At 72.8% G+C, this 25,790-nt stretch carries 17 protein-coding genes and 1 rRNA gene; 11 read left to right on the plus strand and 7 right to left on the minus strand.

All coding sequences use genetic code 11. The annotated features are described in order from the left end of the window. The first annotated feature begins 4 nt into the window (after positions 1 to 4). Positions 5 to 121, plus strand: a 5S ribosomal RNA gene (gene rrf, locus AB1207_RS09445). Positions 122 to 196: 75 nt separating this feature from the next. On the opposite strand, the gene AB1207_RS09450 is transcribed toward rrf, so the two are convergent. Beyond that, complete coding sequence (locus AB1207_RS09450) at positions 197 to 3,217, minus strand: DEAD/DEAH box helicase (RefSeq protein WP_367637858.1); 3,021 nt, start codon at positions 3,215 to 3,217, stop codon at positions 197 to 199. Positions 3,218 to 3,250: 33 nt separating this feature from the next. Beyond that, positions 3,251 to 4,213 (minus strand): carbohydrate kinase family protein, encoded by a 963-nt coding sequence (locus tag AB1207_RS09455; protein ID WP_367637860.1) that lies wholly within the window; start codon positions 4,211 to 4,213, stop codon positions 3,251 to 3,253. A 116-nt stretch (positions 4,214 to 4,329) separates the two neighbouring features. Here AB1207_RS09455 and AB1207_RS09460 point away from each other — a divergent pair, with 116 nt between their 5' ends. The 4 genes from AB1207_RS09460 to AB1207_RS09475 are packed head-to-tail and all read left to right on the plus strand — an operon-like array spanning position 4,330 to position 12,714. Continuing rightward, positions 4,330 to 5,691, plus strand: coding sequence for a 6-phospho-beta-glucosidase (locus tag AB1207_RS09460; protein ID WP_367637862.1), 1,362 nt, complete (start codon positions 4,330 to 4,332; stop codon positions 5,689 to 5,691). A gap of 50 nt (positions 5,692 to 5,741) precedes the next feature. Further along, complete coding sequence (locus AB1207_RS09465; protein WP_367637863.1) at positions 5,742 to 8,828, plus strand: alpha-mannosidase; 3,087 nt, start codon at positions 5,742 to 5,744, stop codon at positions 8,826 to 8,828. Continuing rightward, positions 8,825 to 11,713: a glycoside hydrolase family 2 TIM barrel-domain containing protein gene (locus AB1207_RS09470; protein ID WP_367637864.1), complete on the plus strand. Its 2,889-nt coding sequence runs from the start codon at positions 8,825 to 8,827 to the stop codon at positions 11,711 to 11,713. The genes AB1207_RS09465 and AB1207_RS09470 overlap by 4 nt, the downstream gene beginning before the upstream one ends. Continuing rightward, complete coding sequence (locus AB1207_RS09475) at positions 11,710 to 12,714, plus strand: alkaline phosphatase family protein (protein ID WP_367637866.1); 1,005 nt, start codon at positions 11,710 to 11,712, stop codon at positions 12,712 to 12,714. The genes AB1207_RS09470 and AB1207_RS09475 overlap by 4 nt, the downstream gene beginning before the upstream one ends. Positions 12,715 to 12,724: 10 nt before the next feature. On the opposite strand, the gene AB1207_RS09480 is transcribed toward AB1207_RS09475, so the two are convergent. Then, entirely contained in the window at positions 12,725 to 13,495 is a 771-nt protein-coding gene (locus AB1207_RS09480; protein WP_367637867.1) for a DeoR/GlpR family DNA-binding transcription regulator, read from the minus strand. Between the two features lie 122 nt (positions 13,496 to 13,617). On the opposite strand from AB1207_RS09480, the gene AB1207_RS09485 reads away from it, so the two are divergent. From AB1207_RS09485 to AB1207_RS09510, 6 genes are all read left to right on the plus strand, one after another. After that, on the plus strand, positions 13,618 to 14,901 hold the full coding sequence (locus tag AB1207_RS09485) for a type 2 periplasmic-binding domain-containing protein (protein WP_367637868.1): 1,284 nt from the start codon (positions 13,618 to 13,620) through the stop codon (positions 14,899 to 14,901). Positions 14,902 to 14,966: 65 nt separating this feature from the next. Continuing rightward, entirely contained in the window at positions 14,967 to 15,872 is a 906-nt protein-coding gene (locus AB1207_RS09490; RefSeq protein ID WP_367637869.1) for a carbohydrate ABC transporter permease, read from the plus strand. Between the two features lie 5 nt (positions 15,873 to 15,877). Further along, positions 15,878 to 16,768 (plus strand): carbohydrate ABC transporter permease, encoded by an 891-nt coding sequence (locus tag AB1207_RS09495; RefSeq protein ID WP_437178903.1) that lies wholly within the window; start codon positions 15,878 to 15,880, stop codon positions 16,766 to 16,768. Next, on the plus strand, positions 16,768 to 17,934 hold the full coding sequence (locus AB1207_RS09500; RefSeq protein ID WP_367637870.1) for a GNAT family N-acetyltransferase: 1,167 nt from the start codon (positions 16,768 to 16,770) through the stop codon (positions 17,932 to 17,934). The genes AB1207_RS09495 and AB1207_RS09500 overlap by 1 nt, the downstream gene beginning before the upstream one ends. Positions 17,935 to 17,960: 26 nt before the next feature. Continuing rightward, a complete protein-coding gene (locus AB1207_RS09505) occupies positions 17,961 to 19,034 on the plus strand; it encodes a Gfo/Idh/MocA family protein (protein WP_367637871.1) in 1,074 nt (357 codons plus the stop codon). Next, complete coding sequence (locus tag AB1207_RS09510) at positions 19,031 to 19,972, plus strand: TIM barrel protein (RefSeq protein ID WP_367637872.1); 942 nt, start codon at positions 19,031 to 19,033, stop codon at positions 19,970 to 19,972. The genes AB1207_RS09505 and AB1207_RS09510 overlap by 4 nt, the downstream gene beginning before the upstream one ends. Positions 19,973 to 20,098: 126 nt before the next feature. Here AB1207_RS09510 and AB1207_RS09515 read toward each other — a convergent pair whose 3' ends face one another. The 4 genes from AB1207_RS09515 to AB1207_RS09530 form a co-directional block, all read right to left on the minus strand. Beyond that, positions 20,099 to 21,865 (minus strand): ABC transporter ATP-binding protein, encoded by a 1,767-nt coding sequence (locus tag AB1207_RS09515; protein ID WP_367637873.1) that lies wholly within the window; start codon positions 21,863 to 21,865, stop codon positions 20,099 to 20,101. Further along, positions 21,862 to 23,700, minus strand: a complete 1,839-nt coding sequence (locus AB1207_RS09520; protein ID WP_367637874.1) for an ABC transporter ATP-binding protein — start codon at positions 23,698 to 23,700, stop codon at positions 21,862 to 21,864. Before AB1207_RS09520 ends, AB1207_RS09515 begins: the two co-directional genes overlap by 4 nt. A gap of 79 nt (positions 23,701 to 23,779) precedes the next feature. Next, the gene (locus AB1207_RS09525; RefSeq protein ID WP_367637876.1) at positions 23,780 to 24,244 is read right to left on the minus strand and encodes a hypothetical protein; all 465 of its coding nucleotides are present in this window, start codon (positions 24,242 to 24,244) and stop codon (positions 23,780 to 23,782) included. A gap of 303 nt (positions 24,245 to 24,547) precedes the next feature. Beyond that, complete coding sequence (locus tag AB1207_RS09530; protein WP_367637877.1) at positions 24,548 to 25,528, minus strand: type IV toxin-antitoxin system AbiEi family antitoxin; 981 nt, start codon at positions 25,526 to 25,528, stop codon at positions 24,548 to 24,550. Positions 25,529 to 25,790 lie beyond the last annotated feature (262 nt).

Below are 25,790 nucleotides of genomic sequence, written 5' to 3' on the forward strand. Positions count from 1 at the left end.
GTGGTCCGGTGGTCATAGCGGTGGGGAAACGCCCGGTCTCATTCCGAACCCGGAAGCTAAGCCCACCAGCGCCGATGGTACTGCTCGGGAGACTGGGTGGGAGAGTAGGTCACCGCCGGCCACTCACACTTGTGAGAGGTTGAGGGGAGTGGCACCGCCTGCGGGTGGTGCTGCTCCCCTCTTCTGCGTTCCGGGGCTACTTTGACGTGCGCGGCAGGTGTCGAGACAGGTCGGCGGCGCAGCCGACGTCGTGCCAGTGCTGCCAGTCGCCGACGACGATCAACCGGTCCTGAGCGCGGGTCACCGCGACGTTCAGCAGGTTCGGCGTGCCGGCTACCCACTGACGGGCGCCGACGGACTTCCCGCCGAGGACGAGCACGACGAGCGGCCGCTCCTGGCCTTGGAACGTGTGCACCGTCCCCAGCTGCACGTTCTCGTGACCCTCCACCACCTTCTTGAGACCCTCGACCACGTCACGGAACGGGGCGATGACGGCGACTGGGACGTTGCCGCCCGACTGACGAACGCTTCGCAGGACAGCGTCGACGACGAGACCGTCCGCAGGGGAGAAGTGGCTCCCTCCCGGGTGGGGGACGTCGATCCAGCGACTCTCGCCGACCGTGAGCACCCCGTCGGTGGCGGGACGTGTCCGGCCGAACACCATCTCGCCGTCGTAGGCCATCTCGTTGGCGATGGTGAACATCGGGTCGAGACAGCGGTTGTGGACGAGGAGGGGGGATCCGACCCACCCACCGGGACGCGCTGTGCCGCAGCGGGACACCGCGTCGGCGGACCTCTGCACCGAGCCCCGGGTGGGCGACAGCTCCGGGGGAGCGTCGTGGTGGGCCAGAAGCCGGTCGACGAGGACGTCGGGCAGCGCGACGACGGGTTCGAGCTGCTGCGGGTCACCGACGACCAGGGCCCGGCGGCAACGGTGCAGACCGCCGACGGCCTGCGCGGGCGTCGCTTGTCCCGCTTCGTCGACGACGAGCCACCCGAGGGCGCCGGCCGAGACACCCGAGAACAGGCGGGCCATGGAGGCGAAGGTCGTCGACACCATCGGGACGAGCAGGAAGAACGAGCGCCACACGTCGGTGGCGAGCCGGGTCGCGTCGGGTTGACGTACCTCGCCGGACTGCAGGTGCATCCACGCCCGGAGGTTCGTCGCCACCTGCTGGCCGGCGCGGCGGGCGAACTGCTCGTGCACGGCCATCGCGGCGCCGAACACCTCGGCCTGCAAGGCGTGCAGGTCGTCGTCCACCCACGCCTGGCCCGTCTCCTGCTCGTCGCGGGACCGGGACCACCAGCCCTCGTCGACCGCGGCAGGCCCCAGACCGGCGGAAGCCTCCTGGACCCTCCGCTCGCCGTCGTCACGGGCGGTCCCGGCGGCCAGGAACTCCGCTTCGAGCCGGACGTGGGCGGTGTGCGCTTCAGCGGCTGCGTCCACGAGCGACCGGAGTCGGTCCTCGGCGGCCGCGGAGTCGGTCACCGCGCGCTGGAAGGCGGCCTCGGCCTGCCGGGCGGCCGTCGACTTCCCGAGGCGGGCCCAGAACCCGGGCCGGGCGGCGCGGAGTCGGACCACGGCCTCGGCGGCGAGGCGGGCGCGGTCCTCCGCGGCGGGGACGTCGCGGCGTGCGGCGGTGGAGAGCTCGGTGGCCGCCGCGATGGCGTCCCGTGCGGTCGTCCAGCGGGCGGTGGCGTCGTCGGCGTCCGCTCGAGCGGCGCGCACCTCGTCCCGCGCCCTCGCCAGCCCGGCGAGATGGGTGTCGACCGCGGCGAGTGCCCTCGTGAACCGGTGCTGCGCCGCCTTCCAGTCCTCCAGGGACCCGCCCTGCCGCAATGACGCGAGGAGGTGCTCGCCCGGGTCGTCGGCCTTGAGGTACCGCCCGACCACCGAGCCGAAGCGGGCGCCCAGGCTGCGGCGCCCCAAGGTGGCGGCGGCGAGTCCCCAGGCGGGGGAGTCGTCGGTGAGCAGTCCGGGCCGACCGCGACCGGAGGACGGGTCCGGTGCCGTGGCGTCGCGGAAGTGCGCGACCCGGTCTTGCCAGACGCCGGCGATCTCGCCGAGTCCCGGGACTTCCTGGCTCACGTTGGCGACGGCCGCGTTGTTGGAGGACGCGACGACGACCTCGAAGCCGGTGAGCCGCTCGTCGACGCGGTGGAACCGCCTTGTCCCACCCTGCGTGAGCGGGACGGTCTGCGCCGAACCGAAGGCGGACCGCGGTTCGTCGAACGTGGCCATCACCCGGGCCCGGTCGGTGACGACGGCGGCGTAGAACTCGCGGAGCAGCGTCGTCTTGCCCGTCCCCGGCGGACCGTTCACCGCGCAGACCGGGTCGTCACCCGTCAGCACGGACTGGACGGCGACCTGCTGCGAGAGGCGAGGCTTGTTCTCCCCCGGCCAGGTGGACCGTGGCAGGGCGAGGGGGTCGAGGAGCTGCTCGCGGACGTCGCGGCGCAGCACGTCGACCGCACCCACCGGGGTCGCGCCGGGACGGCCGGTGAGGAACGTGGCGGCGGCCGGGGACGTCGGGTGGGCGGCGACGTGCAGCAGGTCGGCGCGGTAGAAGCTGCGTGGCGGCGGGGAACCCGCCTGGTCCTCCGGCACCCAGCGGGCGTCGAACCGCACGTGACCGGTGCCGTCGTCGACGAGGTCGAGGACAGCGCGGACGTGGTCGGCTGGCTGCCGGTCCCCGCCGTGCAGGACCTCGGAGAAGGCCTCCGCCAGCGCCTGCTCACGACGCTGCACATGGCGCAGGGCCTCGGTGGTTCCGAGGGAGCCGCGGACGGCGGCCGTGAAGTCCACGAGCGGGTGGTACTGCAGCGACCCCTCGACCGGAGCACCGGCCGCGTCGACGAGGAACTCCGCGCGGTAGGTGAGGGGGCCGTCGGTGCGGGCGGGGCGCACGGACTCCGTCAGGCGCAGGTCGTCGGCGTACGCAGCGAGGAGGCCGTCCTCGACCTGGCGGCGGGGGACGCAGCCCACGAGCACCGAGCAGACGAGCACCTCCCCGGCCCGGGCCGGTTGCGTCGGCCGTGGCGGCCAGACCCCGTCGAGGATCTCCGCCCGCAGCCGGCCGGAGGCCCGGTACCGCGAGTCCTTCGGCACCTCGGGCATCTCGAAGCGGTCGAGGTCGGCCCACGCGAGCAGTGCCCGTCGCGCGGCGTCGTCCACCCGCCGGAGCGGGGGCGTCGAGGTGGCCGCGGAAGGGATCACGCGACGACCCTGGCAGACACCCCCGACAGAGCGTCAGCCCTGCAGGTGCTCCAGGACCCGGCCCCAGTCGCCGGCGGGCAGGCTGTCGTGCTCCCGGTGCCAGGCGATCGCCGTCGCGAGCTCGGCGCGCGTCGGCACGCCTGCGGAGCCACCGAGCCGCTGCACCGACAGGGACGCCGCCAACACGGCGAAACCCACCGACGTCTCCAACGACCAGCCCGCGGTCCGGCCGCCGCAGAACGCCGCGACGAAGCAGTCGCCGGCCCCGGTGGGGTCGACAGCGGTCACGCGGGGCGCAGCGACCTCGCAGCGCTCCCCGGTCGCGGCGTCGACGGCGATCGCCCCGGCGGACCCGCGCGTCACGACGACCAGACCCGTGCGGGCGGCGAGGGCGTCGAGAGCGGTGGACGCGTCGGAGGTGCGGGTGTAGGCGAGGGCCTCGTCCTCGTTGGGCACGAAGGCGTCGAGCTCGGCGAGGCGGTCGAGCACGGCGGTGTCCCACTGCTCGGTCTCGTCCCACCCGACGCCACCGACGACGAGCGTCCCGGCGGCGCGCAGCTCGGCGACCCAGGCGGGGATGCCCTCGGCGATCCCGACGTGGCACGCGCCGACCGACGGCAGCGGAACGGGTAGCGCGTCGGACAGCCACGTCGCGCGCTCCTCGTAGGTGACGAAGCTGCGGTCGGCGGCGTTCGTCAGCGCGACGGTCACGGCGGTGTGGGCGTCGGGGAGCTCGGCGAGCCAGCGCAGGTCGAGGCGCTCCTCGGCGGCGAGCTCGGAGCGGACGGCCCCACCGAACATGTCCGTCCCCGTCGCGCCGACGAGCGCGGTGCGGAACCCGAGCCGGGCGCCCGCCACGGCGCGGGTGGCCGTCCCGCCGGCCGTCACCGTGAACCCGTCGGCGAAGACCTCGGCGCCGATCGTGGGGGCGGCGACGCCGGACATCACGAGGTCGCAGAAGACGCGCCCGCCGAAGACGAGGTCGAGGTCGGACACGGGCGGGCTCCTCGCGGACGGGTGATCGATCGTGCAGTGGATTGCGCAACAGACTAGTCAAGGATGCGCGTTCGGTCATAGTCTGCGTGCGTGAACGAGCAGCGAGGGGTGGGCGCGTGAAGCTGGCGATCCTCGGGGGTGGCGGTTTCCGCACCCCCTTCGTGTGGCAGGCGCTGTTGCGCGACCAGGGCGACCCGCGGATCACCACGGTGACCCTGCAGGACTCCGACGAATCCCGCCTCGCGGGCATGCGCGCCGTGCTCGAGCAGCTGGCCGAGGGGTTCACCGAACCCCCGGCGCTGGAGACGACGACGAACCTCGACGTCGCGCTCGAGGGCAGCGACTTCGTGTTCTCCGCCGTCCGCATCGGCGGCCTCGCCGGCCGCTGCGCCGACGAGCGCGTCGCCCTGGACCTCGGCGTCCTGGGCCAGGAGACGACCGGCCCCGGCGGCCTCGCGTACGCGCTGCGCACCGTGCCGTTCATGGTCGACGTCGCCGAGCGCGTCAAGCGCCTCGCGCCGAGCGCGTACGTCCTGAACTTCACCAACCCCGCGGGCATCATCACCGAGGCCATGCAGGGTGTGCTGGGCGACAAGGTCCTCGGCATCTGCGACACCCCCTCCGGTCTCGGCCGCCGCGTCGCCATGCTCCTCGGGTACGACCCCGACCACGCGCGCCTGGACTACGTCGGCCTGAACCACCTCGGCTGGCTGCGCCGCGTCGAGGTCCACGGCCGCGACGTCCTGCCCGACCTGCTCGGCGACGACGGCCTGCTGGCCCACCTCGAGGAGCAGCACGTCTTCGGCGCCCCGTGGCTCAAGACGCTCGGCGCGATCCCCAACGAGTACCTCTACTACTGGTACCGCAACGCCGAGGCCGTCGCCCGTATCCGCGAGTCCTCCCTCACCCGCGGGGAGTTCCTGCTCAAGACGCAGGGCGACTTCTTCGACCAGCTCCCCCGCTCCGGGTCCCGCGCCGCGCAGCTGTGGCGCGAGACGGTCCTGGACCGCAGCGCCAGCTACATGGCCGAGGCCAAGGGTGGCGAGCAGGGTGCGCCGGAGAACCCGGAGCCGCCGGAGACCGACCCCTCGCAGCAGGGCTACGCGGGCGTGGCGCTCGCCGTCATGGCCGCGATCAGCCGCAACGAGCCGTCGACCGCGATCCTCAACGTCCGCAACGGCGCCACGATCGCCGGGCTGCCGTCCGACGCCGTCGTCGAGGTCCCCGTGGCCGTCGACGGGTCCGGCGTCCGTCCGTTCGCGACGACCGCGCCCGACCTGCACCAGCTGGGGCTCATGCAGCAGGTGAAGGCCGTCGAGCGGCACGTCATCGCCGCGGCCCTGCACGGCGACGAGTCCGAGGCGCTCATGGCCTTCGCGACGCACCCCCTCGTGCGCTCGGTGGACATCGCCGAGAAGCTGCTCGCCGGGTACATCGACCGGATCCCCGAGGTCGCCGCCGTCTTCGGCCGGTCCTGACCCACCTGCTCGCCCCCCCCGAACGTAGAACCCCTCAACGAGGAGCCCCCGTGCACGACGACCGTTCCCTGGTCGAGGGCCGCGTCCAGCGCGTCCTGAACCACCGCATCCGCCCGGCGGTCCACCCGCAGCGCGTCCCCATGACCCTGTCGGCGTGGCTCGTCCCGGACGAACCGGTGCCTGCACGCGACGCCGTCGCCGCGCTGGAGGTCGGGGAGTTCGGCGAGTTCTCGACCGGCACCACGTGGGGCCGGCCGTGGTCGACGACGTGGGTCCGCGCGCAGGCGCAGGTCCCCGCGGAGTGGGCGGGCAAGCGGGTCGAGGCGCAGTTCGACCTCGGGTTCATCGGCGACTGGCCGGGGAACCAGGCCGAGGCGCTCGTGCACTCCCTCGACGGGGTGCCGATCAAGGGTGTCGCGCCGGACAACAAGATCGTCCCCGTCGTCCGCGACGCGCAGGGCGGGGAGACCGTCGACTGGCTGCTGGAGATGGCGGCCAACCCCGACATCATGGCCGACGACATGAAGCCCACCCCCCTGGGCGACAAGTCGACCGCGGGGGAGCAGCACCTCTACACGATGAAGGTCGCCGACCTCGTCGTCCTCGACGAGGAGGTGTGGATGCTCGCGGTGGACGTCGAGTGCCTCGACGACCTCATGCGGCACCTGCCGGAGTCCGAACCCCGACGGTACGAGATCGCCCGCGCGCTCGACCGCGCCCTGGACGCCCTCGACCTCGACGACATCTCCGGCACCGCCACCGCGGCGCGCGCCGAACTAGCCGCCGTCCTGGCCTCCCCGGCCGTCGGCAGCGCGCACACGTTGTCCTCCGTCGGGCACGCGCACATCGACTCGGCGTGGCTGTGGCCGCTGCGCGAGACGCAGCGCAAGACGTCCCGCACGTTCGCCAACGTGACGGCGCTCGCGCAGGAGTACCCCGAGTTCGTCTTCGCCTGCTCCCAGGCGCAGCAGTACGCGTGGGTCAAGGAGCGCTCGCCGGAGGTCTACGCCCGGATGCAGGCCGCCGCCAAGGCCGGCCAGTGGGTCCCCGTCGGCGGCATGTGGGTCGAGGCCGACGGGAACCTGCCCGGTGGTGAGGCCCTCGTCCGGCAGTTCGTCACCGGCAAGTCGTTCTTCCGCGACGAGTTCGACGTCGACTGCAAGGGCGTCTGGCTGCCCGACTCCTTCGGCTACTCCGGCGCCTACCCGCAGATCGCGCGGCTGGCCGGCATGGACTGGTTCCTCACCCAGAAGATCTCGTGGAACCAGACGAACAAGTTCCCGCACCACACCTTCCGCTGGGAGGGCATCGACGGGACGCAGATCTTCACCCACTTCCCGCCCGTCGACACCTACAACGCGATCTTCTCCGCCGAGGAGCTCACGCACGCCGTCGAGAACTACTCCGAGAAGGGTCGCGGCACCCGTTCGCTCGCCCCCTTCGGTCACGGCGACGGCGGTGGCGGCCCCACCCGCGAGATGCTCGAGCGCGCCCGCCGGTTCGCCGACCTCGAGGGCTCGCCGAAGGTGAAGGTCGAGGACCCGAACCAGTTCTTCGCCGACGCCCGCGCCGAGTACCCCGCGCCGCCCGTCTGGGCCGGGGAGCTGTACCTCGAACTGCACCGCGCGACGTACACGAGCCAGGCGCGCACCAAGGCCGGCAACCGCCGCAGCGAGCACCTGCTGCGCGAGGCCGAGCTGTGGGCGACGACGGCCGCGCTGAACGTCCCCTCGTACTCCTACCCGCACGCCGAGCTCGACCGGTTGTGGAAGATCGTGCTGCTGCACCAGTTCCACGACATCCTCCCGGGCTCCTCGATCGCCTGGGTGCACCGCGAGGCCGAGCAGACCTACGGCCAGGTCCGCGCCGACCTCGAGGCGCTCGTCACCGAGGCCGTCCACGCGCTCGGCAGTGGTTCGCGCGTCCTGCTCAACACCGCCCCGCACGACCGCAGCGAGGTCGTCGGCGACCAGCTCGTCCACGTGCCGGCGTCCGGTGCGGCCGTGCTCGCCGACGCGACTCGCGAGAACACCACCCCGGTGACCGTGACGCGGGCCGACGGCACCCTCGTCCTGGCCAACGGCGTCCTCACGGTCGTCGTCGACGCCGACGGGCTGCTGGCCTCCGTCGTCGACGAGGTGAACGACCGCGAGGTCCTCGCCCCCGGGACGCGCGGGAACCTGCTGCAGCTGCACAGCGACTTCCCGAACAACTGGGACGCCTGGGACGTCGACCTGCACTACAAGCACCGGGTCGTCGACCTCGTGGACGCCGACGAGGTCACGGTCGTCGAGGAGGGTCCGCTGCGGGCCCGCGTGCGCGTCGTGCGCACCGTGAGGAAGTCCCGCATCGAGCAGGAGTACGTGCTCGCGGCCGGGTCCGACCGCATCGACGTGCGCACCGAGATCGACTGGCACGAGCAGGAGAAGTTCCTCAAGGCGGCGTTCCCGCTCGACCTGCACGCCGCGGTGAGCTCCTCGGAGATCCAGTTCGGCCACGTGCAGCGCTCGACGCACACGAACACCAGCTGGGACCACGCCCGCTTCGAGACGGCCATGCACCGCTGGGTGCACGTCGCCGAACCGGGCTACGGCGTCGCCGTGGCCAACGACTCGACCTACGGCCACGACACGACCCGCGCCGCCCGCGAGGACGGCGGGTCCACCACGACCGTGCGCCTCTCGCTCGTCCGCGGCCCGAAGATGCCGGACCCGCAGGCCGACCAGGGCCGGCACGTCCTGTCGTACTCCCTCGTGCCGGGCGCGCAGATCGCCGACGCCGTCCGCACCGGGTACGACGTCAACCTGCCGCTGCGCGAGGTCGACGGCCCGGCCGAACTGCCCGAGGCGCCGGTGACGGTGACCGGCGACGGTTCGACCCTGGAGACCGTCAAGCTCGCCCAGGACGGTTCCGGCGACGTCGTCGTCCGCATCTACGAGTCCCGCGGGGCCCGGGCGAAGGGCGTCCTGCGGACGTCGTTCCCGATCGCCGAGGCGACCGTCGTCGACCTCCTCGAGGACCCGGCGCAGGACGGGACCGCGGCCGCCCGCGGCGTCGCCTCGCTGCTCGAGGACGGCACCGTCGGCTTCGCGCTGCGCCCCTTCGAGGTCCTCAGCCTGCGGCTGGCCCGCGCGTGAGGGAGTGGCTCGAGCCCGAGCACGTCGGGCGCCGTCGTGAACCCGTCGGAACCCTCCGGCGGGCCGTCCCCGACGACGGGTTCACCTGTATCGACCTCGACGGCGACTGGGAGTTCCAGCTCCGGGCGCACCCCGAGGCCGCGGAACTCACCACCTGGCGCACCGCTCAGGTGCCCGGGTGCTGGACGACCGAACCCTCGCTGTGGGGGGAGGTCGCCGATCCGCCCTGGTACACGAACGACCAGATGCCGTGGCCGGACCTGCCGCCGACCCCGCCGACCGCGCACAACCCGACCGGCGTGTACCGCCGGGACGTCACCGTCCCGGCGGACTGGGCCGGGCAGCGCGTGCTGCTGCACGTCGGTGCGGCCGAGTCGACGCTGCTGGTCCGCGTCGACGGGGAACCCGTCGGGTCCAGCACGGACTCCCACCTCGCGGCCGAGTTCGACATCACCCCCTGGGCGGCGCCCGGGGCGACCGTGCAGGTCGAGCTCACCGTCGTGAAGTGGTCCGCGTCCACTTTCGTCGAGGACCAGGACCAGTGGTGGCACGGCGGGATCACCCGTTCCGTCCGCCTCTTCACGCGGCCGTCGCTGCACCTGTCCGACGTCCGGACCGTCGCCGACGCCGACGGACGCCTGTCCGTCGACGTCCGCGTCGGCTGCGACGGCGGCGAGGGCGCCCGCCGCGGGTACCTACCCGCGGGATGGCGCATCGACGTCCGCCTCGGAGAGACGGCGCTGGCGTTCGACGCGGCCGCGCACCAGCGCGACCTCGACGACGAGCGCATCTCCCTGTACCGCGGCCGGGCCCGGTTCCGCGGCGAGTTCCCCGGGATCGCGACGTGGACCGCGGAGAACCCCGTCCTGCACGACGTCACCGTGGAACTCCGGGACGCCGACGGGACGCTGGTGGACTCCGAGGTCCAGCGCGTCGGGTTCCGCACGGTGGAGGTCGTGGGCCCGGACCTGCTCGTCAACGGGCGGCGGATCTTCGTCCGGGGCATGAACCGGCACGACCGGGACCCGCTCACGGGCCGCGTCGTGACGACGGCGCAGGTGCGCGAGGAACTGCTGACCCTCAAGCGCTTCGGCTTCAACGCCGTGCGCACGTCGCACTACCCGAACGACCCCACGTTCTACGACCTCACCGACGAGCTGGGGTTCTACGTCGTCGACGAGGCGAACATCGAGTCGCACGCGTGGGCGCACGAGATCTGCGACGACCCGGCCTACCTGCCGGCGTTCACGCAGCGCGTGGCGCGCATGGTGCGCCGCGACCGCAACCACCCGAGCGTCATCGTGTGGTCGCTCGGCAACGAGAGCGACTACGGCGCGAACCACGACGCCGTCGCGGCCTGGATCCGGCGCGACGACCCGACCCGTCCCGTCCAGTACGAGGGCGCCATCAAGGACGACTGGAGCGCGGGCTTCGCGGCCAGCGACATCGTCTGCCCGATGTACGCCCACCTCGACCAGATGGTCGAGCACGTCACGCAGCACCCGCCGCTGCGGCCCGTCATCCAGTGCGAGTACTCCCACGCGATGGGCAACTCCAACGGGTCCCTGTCGGACTACTGGGCGGCGATCGAGTCGCTGCCCGGTCTGCAGGGCGGGTTCATCTGGGAGTTCGCCGACCACGGCATCCTGCAGCGCGAGGACGACCGCCTCCCCGCGGGCCGCGCCGGTGCGGGGCAGTTCGCCGACGGCGTCCCGGCCGCGGGATTCCGCTGGGCTCACGGCGGCGACTTCGGGGACACCCCGAACGACGGCGCGTTCTGCCTCGACGGAGTGGTGCTGCCCGACGGCACACCCAAACCCGCCATGTACGAGCACCGTGAACTCGCTTCGCCCGTGCGGCTGAGCCTGGAGGACGGGGTGCTGCGCGTGCGCAACGCCCTCGACTTCTCCGGTCTGGGCCACCTGCGCGGGCAGTGGGTCCTCGAGTCCAGCGACGGCACGTCCCTGTCGGCACCCGCCGACCTGCCCGACCTCGCCGCGGGCTGCACCGCCGTGGTCGAGGTGCCCGCAGAACTCGCCGAGGCCGGGGCCGGTGAACGGTGGCTCCAGCTCGTCGTGACCCAGGCCGAGGGCACGGCGTGGAACCCCGCGGGGGCCGAGGTCAGCCGGCCGTGCGTGCGGTTGCCCGACCGGGCCCGCGACGTGGCGGAGGGGACGCGGTCGCCCGTCGTCGTCGACGCCACGGGTGCCCTGGAGTTCCCGGGCCTCGCCCGGCCCGAGCTCACGCTGTGGCGCGACCCGACCGACAACGACGACATCGCCGGTGACGGGGCGCGCTGGGTCGCCGCGGGGCTGCGCGACGCCCAGCCCGCCGTCGTCGCCGTCGAGGGTTCCGCGGTCGTGTCGGTGCTCAAGACCACGGCGGGGGAGGTCCGCCACACCCAGGCCCTCCGGTGGGACGAGCGCGGTCTGCACTGCGTGGACACGGTCGTGCTGCCCGACGGGCTCGACGACGTCCCGCGCGTCGGCGTCCGGGTGCCGCTGGCCGGCGCGGCGATCGGTGCGCGCTGGTTCGGCACCGGCCCGTGGGAGACGTACCCGGACCGCTGCGCCGCCCCCGTCGGCTGGCACGAGCTGCCCGTCGCGGACCTCGCCGTACCGTACGTGCGGCCGCAGGAGAACGGTGCCCGCACCCACGTCCGCGAGCTCGCCGTCACCACGACGGCCGGGGTCCTGCGCTTCTCCTTCGACCAGCCGGTCACGGTGACGGTCCACGCCGACGCGGTCGTCGTCGACGTGGCCCACCGGGGGCTGGGATCGGCGTCCTGCGGCCCGAACGCGCTGCCGCCGTACCGCATCACCACCGGGACGCACACGTGGTCCTGGTCGGTGGAGCACGAGGACCGGACGGACGCCCCGTCGTGAAGCTGCTCCTCGTCGGGCTGGACGGGGTCCGCCTGGACCTCGCCCTGCCCGACGTCGTCGCCGGGGACCCGGCGTTCGCCGCTCCCGACCACCCGGCGGACCCGAAGTTCGGGGCCGCGCCCCGGCAGACCCCCGTCGTGGAGGGCACGACCGAACGGGTCGCGCCCACCCTGGCGCGGCTCGCGGCCGGCGGCCGCGTCGTCCCGGTCTGGATGACCCCGCCGACGGACTCCGGTCCGGGGTGGTCGTCGCTGCTCACGGGGACGACGCACGAGCAGAACAACGTCTGGTGGAACGAGTTCGTGGGCCACCGCCTCGCGCGCTGCCCCGACCTGCTCTCCCAGGTCTTCTTCGCCGACCCCCGGGCCCGGACGTTCGCCGCGTGCACGTGGCCGGCCCTCGTCGACCCCAGCGGCCCCGGGCCCGTCGTCCACAGCCGCCCGGACCAGCAGGTCGGCGGACAGCACCAGGTCTTCGGGGCCACCGACTTCAGCGACGGGTGCCGCTCGGCGGACCGGCAGGTGCGCACGCGCGCGGCGTGGACCCTCAACCACGAGGGACCGGACGCCGCGTTCGTGCACCTCGAGGGGCCCGACGAGTCGGCGCACCGGCACGGCTCGGCCGGGCCGGAGTACCTCGAGGCGCTCGCGGCCGCTGACGAGCACGTGCGGTACCTCGTCAAGGCCGTCGCCGAGCGCTACGAGCAGCTCGGCGAGGACTGGCTCATCGCCGTCACGACCGACCACGGGCACAAGCCGGAGGGCGGGCACGGCGAGGACGAGGTCGTCGTGCGGCGCTCGTTCCTGCTGCTGCACCGCATCGGCGGGCCGCTGCCGCAGGAGCTGCTCGACCTCGGGACGCTGCGCAGCCACGAGGTCACGCCGACGCTGCTCGCGGCGGCGGGCGTCCGGCCGGCGTCCTACGCGGCGGACCACCCCGTCGGTGAGGTGCGGGACGTCCCGTCCGTCGGCCCGACCCGGGACCTCCGCTTCGAGTGGTGACCCGCGCCGGTCAGGAGACCGGCGCGGTGTCCACGAGCTCGACCGCGACGCCTGCGTGGTGCAGGACCGAGCTCGTCTCGCCGTCGGGCAGGCGGTCGGTCAGCAGGTGCCGGTAGGCGCTGACGTCGCACACCGTCGCCGTCCCGCTGCCGGGGAACTTGGAGGCGTCGGCCAGGAGCACGACCTCGTCGGCGGCGGAGATCATCGCCCGCTTGACGGGGACCTCCTCGGTCACCGTGTCGACCGAGTGCCCGCTGCGGCGGATCCCGCTCGTGCCGAGCAGCAGGAGGTCGGCGCGCAGCTGGCGCAGGCTCTCCTCCGTCAGGTACCCCACGAGGGAGCGGTGGGCGGGGCGCACCTGGCCGCCGAGGAGCACGAGGTCCACGACGGGGTCCTCGCACAGCTCGGCGTAGACGGCGAGGTTGCGGGTGACGACGGTGATGGGCCGGCCGTGCAGGTACTTGGCCACCCTGCCGACGGTCGTGCCGATGTCCAGCAGCACCGACTGCCCGTCCCGCACGCGGGCGGCCGCCGCCCGGGCGATGGCCTCCTTGGGCTCGGCCTGCCGGTCCACGAGGTCGGCGTAGACGTCGTCGCGCACGTCGACGGGGCGCGCCCCGCCGTGCACGCGCTTCAGCAGACCCGCGTCGTCCAGCTTGACCAGGTCCCGGCGGATGGTCGCCTCGGACAGTCCCAGGCGCTCGACGAGCTCGGCGACCGCCACGGGACCCTTCAGGCGGACGACCTCGACGATGGCCTCGCGCCGCTCCTTTGCTTGCACGATCGACAGAATACCTTGCGCGTTCGCGCATCTGCCAAGTAGCGTTCGCGCAACAACGCCAGTGCTGGCTGCCGAGGATGACTGTTCGATCACGGCGCCCGGATGTCGAGAAAGGTCTCGCCATGAACCTGTCCCGTCGCAACCTCCTCCTCGGTTCGGGGCTGGCTGCCCTGGGAGCCGGGGCCCTCTCCGCCTGCTCCACGAGCGCCGGCGGCTCCGGTGGGAGCGGAGGCGGCTCCACGAGCGGCCTCGCGCTCTGGTACTGGAACGGCGGCCTGAGCGACAAGGTCGTCGAGGCGTCCAAGACGCAGTTCCCCAAGGACGACATCAAGCCGAACAAGGTCGGCGGCGACTTCAAGCAGAAGCTGCAGACCACCCTCACGGGCGGCTCCTTCATCCCCCAGATCACGGGCGTCAAGGGCGAGGACATGCCCTTCTTCCGCTCCGTGGCCGACAAGTTCACCGACCTCAACGAGTTCGGCGCCAAGGACATCGCCGCGACGCAGCTCGCCTGGAAGTGGGCCGAGGCGCAGACCGAGGACGGCAAGCAGCTCGGGTTCCCGATCGACATCGGCCCCACCGCGACGTTCTACCGCGCCGACATCCTCGAGCAGGCCGGCCTGACCTCCGACCCCACGGCCGTCGCCGCCGCCACGTCCACGTGGGACGACTTCTACGCCTTCGGCCAGGAGCTGCACGGCAAGGTCCCGGCCAGCTTCCCGGTCCCCTCGCTCGCCACGGTCTTCCAGATCATCGTCGGCCAGCTGACCAACCGCTTCGTCGGCAAGGACAACACCTTCACCGGCGGCAGCGACGAGATGAAGCAGGCCTGGGACACCACGGTCAAGGCGCAGGCGCTGGGCATCAACGCCAACGCGGGCCAGAACCTCGGGCCCGCCCTGGCCGCCGGCACCATCGCGATGGACCTCGGCGCCGCCTGGCACGCCCTCGACATCTCCGACGCCGCGCCCGACACCAGCGGCAAGTGGCGCATCGCCAACAACCCGGTGAAGCCCACCAACTTCGGTGGGTCCTTCCTGACGATCCCGTCGGCGACGGAGGACAAGCAGGCCGCCTTCGACGTCATCAAGTGGATCCTGAGCACCGACAACCAGGGCCAGGCCTTCACCGACGCCACCATCTTCCCGGCCGACCCCGCCGCCTGGAAGCTGCCCGCCCTCACCGGTGGCGACGAGTTCTTCGGCGGCCAGAAGACGATCGACATCTTCGGCCCCGCCGGCGAGAAGGTCCCCGAGCAGTACGTCGCGGCCTCCGACTCCGCCGTGTCGGCCGCTTACTACAACGAGCTGACCAACGTCGAGGCCAACGGCAAGAACCCGGACCAGGCCTGGACCGACGCCGTCGCCGCCGCCAAGGACATCGCCCAGCGCCAGGGCGTGAAGTGAGCTCGGCCAGCCTCGACCGAGGGTTCCGTCGCAGCCGGTCGCGACCCCCGGGTCAGAAACCGGCTGTGACCGGAGCCAGGAGGAACCCCCTGCGGTTCTGGCCGCAGTACGTGGCCGTCAGCCCGTTCTTCCTGCTGTTCGCGGCGTTCGGGCTGTTCCCCCTGGCGTTCTCGGCGTGGCTGGCCTTCCACCGGTGGGACGGGATCAGCCCGGTCACGTTCGCCGGCTTCGACCAGTTCCGGTTCCTGGTGGCGGACGCGACGTTCCGCAAGGCCGTCGTCAACACCATCATCATCTGGATCATGGCCACCGTGCCCATGCTCTTCATGTCGCTGGGCCTGGCGTCGATGCTGAACTCGGTCAAGCGGTTCAGGACCCTCTACCAGGTCATCCTGTTCCTGCCGAGCGTCACCTCGATCGTCGCGGTCGTCATCTTCTTCAAGGCGATCTTCGACAACCAGGTCGGCGTCGTGAACCAGGTGCTCGAGGCGATCGGCCTGTCCGGGGTCCAGTGGCTCAACGGGTACTGGACGATCAAGATCGTCCTGGCCGTCATCATGACCTGGCAGTGGGTCGGCTACAACGCGATCATCTACTACGCGGGTCTGCAGGCCATCTCGGGCGAGGTCTACGAGGCGGCGAAGCTCGACGGCGCGGGGCCGCTGCGCACCTTCTGGTCGATCACCGTCCCGCTGCTGCGGCCGGTCATCATCTTCACCGTCGTCGTCTCGACGATCGGCGGGATGCAGACCTTCGCCGAACCGCAGGTCCTCTTCGGCTCCAACGCCTCGATCAACCCGAACAGCGGCGGACCCGGGCAGGCCGGCCTCACGATGGTCCTGTACTTCTACCAACAGGCCTTCAACAACAACAACTACGGCTACGGTGCGGCCATCGCCTACGGGGTCTTCGCCATCGTCGCCGTGTTCACCCTCATCAACTGGCGGATCACCGCCCGTGCGGAGAAGTGACGGAGATGGCTGCTCACGACACGGCGACGGTCGACCGCAAGGGTCCGTCGCGGCCGGCCCCGGTCCAGAAGGGCAAGAGCGTCCGCAACGCGGCCAAGTGGGCGCACCTGCCGATGGTCGTCGCCTCGCTGCTGCTGCTCTTCCCGTTCTACTGGACCGTGGTCATGGCCACGAACACGAACGCGGACTACTACGCGACGCCGCCCAAGGTCGTCCCGGGCACGCACCTGCTGGAGAACATCGCCTCGGTGCTGACGAGCATCAACTTCTTCGGCTCGATGGCCAACACGGCCATCGTCGCCGTGTCGGTCACGGTGCTCGTGCTGTTCTTCGACTCCCTGGCGGCCTTCGCGTTCGCGAAGTACGACTTCCCGGCCAAGAAGTTCCTCTTCGGCCTCATGCTGGCCTTCTTCATGGTCCCGGCCCAGCTGTCGACCGTCCCGCAGTTCATCACCATGATCAACATCGGGTGGGTCGGGACGCTGCAGGCGCTCATCGTGCCCGCGGCGGCCAACGCCTTCGGCATCTTCTGGATGCGCCAGTACATCTCGACGTCCATCCCGGACGAGATCCTGGACGCCGCGGTCATGGACGGGTGCGGGTTCTTCCGCCAGTACTTCCTCGTCGTCCTGCCGGTCATCCGGCCGGGCCTGGCCTTCCTCGGCATCTACACGTTCGTCCAGGCCTGGAACGACTACGTGTGGCCGCTGATCGTCCTCATCAACCCGGACATGCTGACCCTGCAGGTGGCGCTGTCGCAGCTGAACGTCAGCCGCGGCACCGACTACGCGGTCGTCATGGCGGGCGCCGTGCTGGCGATCATCCCGCTCATCGTCGTGTTCCTCGCCTTCTCGAAGCAGTTCGTCGCCGACTCGGTCAAGGGCGCGGTCCGCTGATGCCGCGGACCGTCCTGCGCGCCGCCCGCCCGGAGGAGCAGGAGGAGGCCGGGGCCCTCGTGGGGGCCGCGTTCTCCGCCGACCCTCCCGGGCGGCGGACGTCGGACGGTCCGGACACCGCGCACCAGGAGCAGCACGAGCAGTACCTGCACCGCGTCGCGGTCGACGAGGGGACCGGGCGCGTCCTGGCCACCGCCGTCGTCCGCCTCGGCGGGCAGTGGTGGGGCGGTCGCCGGGTTCCCGCGGCCGCCCTCGCCGGCGTGGCCGTCGACGTCACGGCCCGGGGCCGCGGCGTCGGTCGTGCGCTCATCGCCGACACCTTCGCCGCCGCCCGGGAGGCCGGAGCGCAGGTCGTCGCGCTCATCCCCTCCACCCACGCCTTCTACCGCAAGGCCGGCTGCGGCATAGCCGGTCGCCGGTCGGTCTACGCGATCGGCACCCACGACCTGCGCGACCTGCCCCGCGACCGCTCGCTGACGCACCGCGAGGCCACGCCGCAGGACGCTGCCCGGGTCGCCGAACTCGTCGCCGCCCACGGGGCGCGCACGAACGGCGTCCTCGACCACGACACCGACACCGGGTCGGCGCGGCAGTACGTCGCCGAACGGGACGGAACCGTCGTGGGGTGGTGCGCCCTCGGGCGTCGCCCCGTCCGCCCCGGCCACGGCGGCAACTACGCCGTCACCGTCCTCGACCTCGTCGGGGCCGACCCCGCCGCGGAGTTCGGCCTGTGGCGCGACCTCGCCGCCGACGAACCCAGCGCCCGCGAGGTGCACGCGCTCGTCCGGCCCGGCGGTCTGCTCGAGGCGCACCTGCCGCGGCAGACGGAGGCCGTCGAGGACTCCACCTGGATGCTCGGTCTGCTCGACGTCCCGGCGGCCCTGGCCGGTCGCGGGTACCCTCGCGGCGCCACGGGCCGGGTCGTCCTGGACGTGGCGGACCACGGTGTCCTCACGCTGGACGTCGCCGACGGCGTCGGGACCGTGACCGAGGGCGGAACGCCGTCCGTGCGGGTCGGCCTCGCCGACCTCGCCTCCCTCTACGCCGGGCACCTCGACCCGGCCACCGCCCGGTACGCCGGTCTGCTGCAGGGCGACGACGAGGCCGTCGGCCTCCTGCGCACGTTCTTCGCCGGACCGCCCGCGGTCCTCGACCGTCCGTTCTGAACCACCTCCACGAAGAGAGAACGCCCGTGACCCTGCGCTGGGGAGTCCTCGGACTCGGCACCATCAGCCGCGCGATCCACCTGCCGCTCATCGCCCGGCTCCCCGGTCACGAGCTCGCGGCCGTCGCCGACCTCGACCCCGAGCGGTGCGCCGAGCTGGCCGCCGCCTACGGCGCCCGGGCGCTGACGCCGGAGGAGCTGTTCGCCGCCGACGACGTCGACGCGGTCCTCGTCGCGACGCCGGGCCGGCACGCCGCGCACGCCGTCACCGCGCTGCGGGCGGGCAAGCACGTCCTGGCCGAGAAGCCGTTCGCGCTGTCCGCCGAGGAGGTGCGCGAGGCCATCGCCGTCGCGCGGCAGACCGGGTTGCACCTGCAGGTCGGGTACATGAAGGTGCACGACCGGTCGGTCGACGTCGTCAAGGCGGCTCTCGCCGACCTCGGCGAGACCCGCCTCGTGCAGATCAGCGTGCGGCACCCCGTCGACGCCCCGCAGGTCGAGCACCTGCGGATGGCGCCGCCCGCCCCGCTGCCCGCGTCCGCCGGTCCGCTCATCGCGGCCGACGACGACGCCGAGAACCGGGCGCTCGACGCGTCCGTCGGCGCGGACACCTCCCCGGAACTGCGCCGGTTGTTCCGCTCGGTGCTGTGCGGGTCCGTCGTCCACGAGCTGTCGCTGCTGCGCGGTCTGGGGTTCGGCACCCCGGAGTTCGACCACGTCGACCTGCTGGCCTGGGACGGGGGAGCGCCGCCCACGGTGTTCGCCACCGGCCGCCTCACCGGCGGTGCGCGGTTCGTCCTGGACTGGGCGTGGACGCCGGACCGTCCCGACTACACCGAGACCGTGCGCATCACGACGACGGCCGGCGAGGTCGTCGTCGACGTGGCCCCGCCCTACCGCCTCGACGCGACGAGCCAGGTGACCGTCACGGGTCCGGACGGCACGCATCGTCCGCCCGCCGGTGCCGACGGCGCCTTCCAGCGCCAGCTCGAGGCGTTCGCGTCCGCCGTCACCGGGTCCACCCCGCACCCCGACTCCGCGCCCGAGGGTGCCCTGCACGACCTGGCTGCGCTGCAGCGGATCGTGGAGCTCGTCCGATGAGCGGACTCGGGGACTGGATCGCCGGGGCGCCCGTCAGCTTCGGGGTCTGGGGTCCGCACGCCGGTGCTCCCGACGGCGACGGGGACGCGATCCTGCGCACCCTCGCGACGCAGGGGTACACCGGCAGCGAACTCGGCGACACCGGGTTCCTGGGCGACCCCGACCAGACCGCGGGGGTGTTCGCCGCGCACGGCCTGGCGCCCGCCGGGGTCTACGTCGGCCTGCCGCTGGCGCAGGGGGAGTGGACCGCCGAGGGGCGGGCGGGTTTCGAACTCACGTGCCGGACGCTGCGCGCCACGGTCGACCGGCACGCCCTCGGCACGGCCGCGGCGGGGGCCCCGCCGGCGCGGATCGTCCTCGCGGACGACGGCGCCCCGGGCCTGGAGGCCGCGCGCGACCCGCACGACCGGTCGTCGGGTCTGGACGACCGGGCCTGGGCCCGCGCCGTCGACCTGCTCGCCGAGGCCGTCGCCATCGCTTGCGACCACGGGCTGCAGCGGACGTTCCACCCCCACCTCGGCACCTTCGTGGAGTCGACGTGGGAGGTCGACCGGCTCCTCGCCACGACGCCCCTCGGGGTGACGCTCGACACCGGGCACGCCCTGCTGGCCGGCACCGACCCCGTCGAGGCGGCCGAGCGCTGGGCCGACCGGATCGACCACGTGCACGTCAAGGACGTGCGGCTCGCGCCCCTGCAGGAGGCGCGCGCGGCCGGGCCGGCGTCGCTGCGGGACTGGTGGGCGGACGCGAACGTCCCCCTGGGTCGCGGGGACGTGGACCTCGCCGGGGTCGTCGACGCGCTGCGCCGCACCGGGTACACGGGCTGGCTCGTCGTCGAGCAGGACGCCGCGCCGCACGGCGGGCCGCAGCTGGCGCAGTTCGCGGCCGACCAGGAGCACAACCTCCGGGTGCTGCGCGGGCTGCTCGGCGACGACTAGCGTCGGGGCCGTGAGCGAGGCGTTCCCCGACCTGTCCGGCGGCGCGTTCGGCCGGGCCGCGCTCGGCAGCGCCGAAGGCGTGGACCAGGACGCGCTGTTCGAGCTCGCGCCCGACCTCGACTGACGTCAGGCGTGCTGCGCCGTCCAGGCGGCGTGCAGCCGCGAGTACGGTCCGCCTGCGTGGGCCAGTTCGGTGGCCGGGCCCACCTCGACGACGCGACCGGAGTCCACGACGACGACCGTGTCCGCGGCCTCGGCCGTCGACAACCGGTGGGCGATGGCCACCGAGGTGCGGCCGGACAGGACGCCCTCGAGGGCGCGCTGCAACCGGACCTCCGTCGCCGGGTCGACGGACGACGTCGCCTCGTCGAGGACGAGCAGGTCGGGGTCGGCGAGGTGGGCGCGGGCCAGCGCCACGAGCTGGCGCTCGCCCGCGGACAGCCGTTCCCCGCGCTGCCCCACGGGAGTTCCGAGACCCTCGGGCAGCCCGTCCAGCCAGGCCGCAAGGCCCAGGTCGGCGAACGCCTCACGGACGTCGGCGTCGGTCGCGCCGGGTCGCCCGCGGCGGACGTTGTCCCCGACGGTCGTGTCGAAGAGGAAACCCTCCTGCGGGACGGCGACGACCCGGCGGTGCAGTTCCGCCGACGGCAGGTCGCGCGCGTCTACGCCGGAGAGCAGGACCGTGCCCTCGACCGGGTCGACCAGCCGCGTGATGAGACGCGACAGCGTCGTCTTGCCCGACCCCGTCTCCCCGACGACCGCCGTGCGCGAGCCGGCGGGGAAGTGCAGCGTCACCCCGGACAGCACGACCGTGGCCGAGCCGGGGTAGGAGTAGGCGACGTCCTGGACCCGCACGTCGACCGGCCCGCGCGGCAGTTCGCGGGGTTCGCGGGGTTCGGGCACCGAGACGGGGGTGTCGATGAGGTCGACGACGCGGCGCCACCCGGCGAGGGCGTTCTGCAGTTCGTTGAGGACCTCCGTCGCGGCCTGCACGGGCCCGACCCACAACTGCGCCAGGAACAGGAACGCCAGCAGCTTGCCGAGGGTGATGTCCCCGTCGAGACCGAGCAGGGTTCCGACGACGATGACGAGCGCCACGACGAGACCCGAGACGAACACGCCCGAGGAGAACGTCACGGCCGTCGCCGTCTGCGCCTTGACCGCCTGCTTGCGGTGCGCCTCGATCGCCGCGTCGATCCGCTTCCAGGACCGCTCCGACGCGGCGTGCGCGCGGATGACGTCGGCGCCGACGACGGTCTCGGAAACTGCGGCGAGCAGGTCGCCCATCCGCACCCGGACCGCCTTGTAGGCCCGGGTCACGGGGCGCTGCAACCGTTGCCGCGCCAGCACGAGCGGGACGAAGCAGCCGAGGACCACGAGGGCGAGCTGCCAGGAGTAGAAGAACATCACCGCCGTCGCCAGCAGCACCTGCCCGGCGGACAGCACCAGGACGAGCATCCCGGTCTGCAGGAACGTCGAGATCGTGTCGACGTCGCTCGTCACGCGGCTGACGAGGGAGCCCCGGCGCTCGCCGCTCTGGGTCAGGACGGCGAGGTCGTGCACGTGCCGGAACGCGCGCACGCGCAGCGTCGCGAGCCCCGCCTCCGTGGCGCGGAACAACCGCACGTTGACGATCCACGCGGTGCCGGCCGTCACGAGGACGACGAGTGCCGCGACCACGCACAGCACCACGATGCGGCCGACGTCCGGGCCGCCCTGCGCCTGCACGCCCGTGTCGATCGTCTGCTGGACGGCGACGGGGACGGCGAGCTTGCCGAGCGTCGTCGCGGCGGCGATGGCCAGGGTGACGCCGATACCCTCGGCGAACTCGGGGGTGAGTTCCCGGGCGCGAGCGATCACCCCGCGGTCGACGGTGCTCTCCTGGACGCTCACGCGGCACCCTCCCCGGCGGCCTCGGCAGTGGCCCGGTCCGCGGCGGCGCGGGCGTAGGCGGTGACGAGTTCCCGGTAGCCCTCGTCGCGGGCGGCGACCTCGGCGGCCGGTCCGCGGTCGACGACCCGGCCGTGGTCGAGGTGGACGACCTCGTCCGCGAGGGCGATGGTCGCGGGCCGGTAGGCGACGACCACGACGGTCGTCCCGGTCCCGGACTCCTCCAGCCCGTCCAGGACGGCGCGTTCCACGGCCGGGTCCAGGGCGCTGGTCGCGTCGTCGAGGACGAGCAGCCGCGGTTGCCGGACGAGCGCGCGGGCCAGGGCGAGGCGCTGGCGCTGGCCACCGGACAGCGTGGAGCCCCGTTCGCCGACGAGTTCGTCGAGGCCGTGGGGGAGGGCGGCGACGAAACCGTCGGCGCGGGCCAGCCGCAGCGCCTGCCACACCTCGTCGTCGGACACCTCCAGGCCGAGGGCGACGTTGCCGCGGATGGTGTCGTCGAAGACGAACGTCGACTGCGGGACGAGGGCGGCGGCCCCGGCCACCTGTCCCTCGGCCAGGCCGCGGACGTCGACGCCGTCGAGCAGGACGTCCCCGGTGGAGGGGTCGACGAGGCGGACGAGCAGCCCGGCCAGCGTCGACTTGCCCGCACCGGTGCCACCGACGACCGCGACGGTGGTACCCGCCGTGACGTCGAGCGTGACGTCGGTGAGGACCGGCGGCGGTTCGTGGTGGGTCACCCCGGGGTCGGCCAGCGGGTCGGGGGCGGGCGCGGGGTGCCGGTAGGACAACCCCGTCGTGGTGACGGTGAGCGGGCCGCCGGCCGGGGCCGGGTCCGTGCCCCACTCGGTGCGCGCCTCCTCCCGCAGCACGTCCTGCACGCGCGCGTCGCCGGCCACGGTGCGGGGCAGGTCGCCCAGCAGCCACCCGAAGGAGCGGACCGGGAACGCGAGCAGGCTGAGCAGGTAGGCGACCTGGACGAGGTCGCCGACGTCGGTGGCCCCCGACGCCACGCGCACCGACCCGACGACGAGGACGAGGAGCGTCCCGAGCGAGGGCAGGGCCTCGATGACGGGGTCGAACGCCCCGCGGGTGCGGCCGGCGGCGACGTTGGCGTCGCGCAGGCGTTCGGCGTCGGCGCGGAACCGGGTGACCTCCTCGTCGGCCAGGCCGAGCGTCTTGACGACCAGGGCGCCCTCGAAGCTCTCGTGGGCTGTCGCGGACACCTCCCCGCGCAGCCGCTGGACGGCGACGACGAGGGGGGACATGCGGCGCTGGTAGACGATGTTCGAGGCCAGCAGGGCCGGGATCACGAGCAACCCCACGGCGGCGAGCACGGGGTCCGCCAGGACCATCGCGATGCCCGCGAAGAGGATGAGGACCGCCGTGCCGATCGCGAACGGCAGGACCATCGTGGCCTGCCACGTCGCCTCGACGTCGGAACTCGCCGTGGCCAGCAGGCGGCCCGCGGGGTGGGCGTGGTGCCAGGTCAGCGGAAGGTCCAGGTACCGGCGGGCCAGGTGGCGCCGGTAGCGCGCCTGGAGGGCGAACGTGAACGCGCCGCCGAAGATCCGGCGCAGCAGGACGCCACCGACGAGCACGACGGTGACCGCCATGAGCGTCCCCCCGGCGAGCCACACGTCGCGGACGCCGACGGAACCCGACCCCGTGACAGCGGGGACCACGACGTCGCTGGTCACCCGGCCGACGAGGAAACCGCTGGCGGCGTTGCCGATGCCGTAGATCGCCGAACCGATGATCGCGATGCGGAAGGGGCGGGGCTCTTCGCGGACTCCGCGGGCCAGTGTTCGCACGCCGTCGAGGAACGTTCCACTCACCGACTGACCCTTTCACAGGGAAAGCGCTTCCGCCCTGTGGTGGTGTCCTCGGGACGTCACGCGGAGGTGGTGGGTGAGATCAGACTCCCTCGACCCATCCGCGACGGTAGGCGTGGAGCAGCAGCCGGCCGCGGGCGGTGGAGGGTCCGCCGGCGGCGGTCAACTGGTCCACGAACTCGTCGTCGACCAGCAGTGCCAGGACGGTCGCTGCGGCGTCGCGGTCCACCAGCGCGCGGGCCTGGGCACCTAGCCGGTGGGCCGCGGCCTCCCCGGGATCGAAGCCGTACGACTCGAGCAGGTCCGGATGGTTGTCGTAGAGCTGCTCGAGGTGGTTCTCGTGACCGCTGGCCACCAGGATCGTCCGCAGGTCCACCGCGTCCTTGCGGGTGTCCTGTCGCCTGTCCCTCCAGGCCAGCAGCTTCAACAGGGACTGGGCGGGGAGGGAAGCGACGGGTGCGACGACGCCACCCGGGAGTTCGACGAGCACGGCGCTGCGCAGAGCTTCCTCAAAACCCAGCACCGCCATGAGTGGTCGTTCGGCCAACGGATCGTCCTGCTGGACGTCTCCACGCCGCGGAAGGGAACGACGTCGACCTCGACGCCGCGGACCAGGAAGCGGTGCGGGGAGTCGCCCACTCGTGGATGACTGCTCATCACGTCGTCGAGGTCGGACCACCGCGCCACCGCCAGAGCGATGTCGATGTCCCGGGTGGCTCGGTCCGGCCTGGTCCCCTGCGCGTGGTGCACGAGCAGGTCGCGGGCCATGGCGCCGACGACCATCAGGTCGACGCCCGTCGTCCGAGCCCGCATCAGGAGGGGCTGGAGCGCACCGGCCAGGACGGACAGCTCAGGAGAGGTCGAGTCGGCGTAGGACAGCATCACCACTCCGGAGACGTTCGGCCGCCTCGAGGCAGCGGGGATCGGTGGTCGCCACGAGGTCGGCGTAGACCAGAGGTGGAGGTGCCAGGGGATGGCCCTCTGCCGGTGTCGGCCAGTTCCAGAAGCGCTCACGTACCACGACGTCACCGACCCCGTCCGCCTTCCGCAGGCGGTGCGCGAGCAACGTCTGCCGCGGAAGGCCGTCGGCGTACACGGTTGCAACAGCAGGGGAGAGGAACCCGTCCAGGAGGTGGGCTCCGGTCTCGCCGCCCCACACCGCACCGTCCGAACGGAGGTCCTCGTCCGCATGCCGCCACCACGAGTGGTCGGAGGAGTCGAAGCGTGCCCGGGTGAGGCGGGGAGCTGTGCGGACGACGTAGGCCTCGACCCACCGGTCGAAGAGCAGGCGCGTCCCGTGCAGCGTCCGTCGGCGACCGTCGACCAGGAGGTGTCCCTGCCCCTGCAGCTCCTCGAGCACGGCCTGGACCGTCCCGAGGGACGTCCTGCTGCGCTCAGCGATGGTCCGGTAGCTCTCCCCGACGGTCCCGGGATCGCACAGGAGCGAGAAGGTGACGCGTTGCCCGCGCGGGCTGTAGGCGCGGAGGGGACGGTCGGCCGGGCGGGCCTCAGAGGTGGGCGGGCGACGTCCACGGACGTCCACCACGGCGTCCGGCCATCGCAGGTGGACGTTGCCTGCGGTGTCTGCGAAGTGCGCGCCTCGACCGCGCAGGACCTCCGCTGCGGCGTCCGCGACGTGCCGCGTCACGACGAGGGACGGACCGTCCAACAACGGGACCGTCGCTGCGGTGGCTGTGCTGAGCCGCTCACGCAGGACCACGTCGTACCGGTGTCGTGATCCCGTGGGGAGGACGACCCACCAGGCGGGTCCGGTGGGGTCGTCGAGGTCTTCCACGACGACCACCCCGAGCTCACGGAGGTGGTCCTGCACCGCCTCAGGCCAACCGTCCACGGCACCGGTCCGTTCATCGAGGGACAACGTTCAAGAAAATCGAACAACTCGCAGCAGTGAACACGCAAGGGCGACGAAAAAGGTCTAGAGATTCTCTTGACCGTCGATCGTGCACGATCTACGGTCGATGACATCACGAACGGCTCGACGAGGAGCAGGCGCCGACGGCGGCGCCGAGGAGGTGACACCGATGCCGCACCACCCGCCACACCACCCGCCACACGAACCGATCAGCCCCCGG

The sequence above is a fragment of the Kineococcus endophyticus genome, from assembly GCF_040796495.1.
GTDB lineage: Bacteria > Actinomycetota > Actinomycetes > Actinomycetales > Kineococcaceae > Kineococcus > Kineococcus endophyticus.

Bases quoted from the DNA above. Each gene is read 5' to 3' on its own strand.
- AB1207_RS09485 (WP_367637868.1), top strand. From the start codon at position 13,618: ATGAACCTGTCCCGTCGCAACCTCCTCCTCGGTTCGGGGCTGGCTGCC.
- AB1207_RS09495 (WP_437178903.1), top strand. From the start codon at position 15,878: ATGGCTGCTCACGACACGGCGACGGTCGACCGCAAGGGTCCGTCGCGG.
- AB1207_RS09500 (WP_367637870.1), top strand. From the start codon at position 16,768: ATGCCGCGGACCGTCCTGCGCGCCGCCCGCCCGGAGGAGCAGGAGGAG.
- AB1207_RS09510 (WP_367637872.1), top strand. From the start codon at position 19,031: ATGAGCGGACTCGGGGACTGGATCGCCGGGGCGCCCGTCAGCTTCGGG.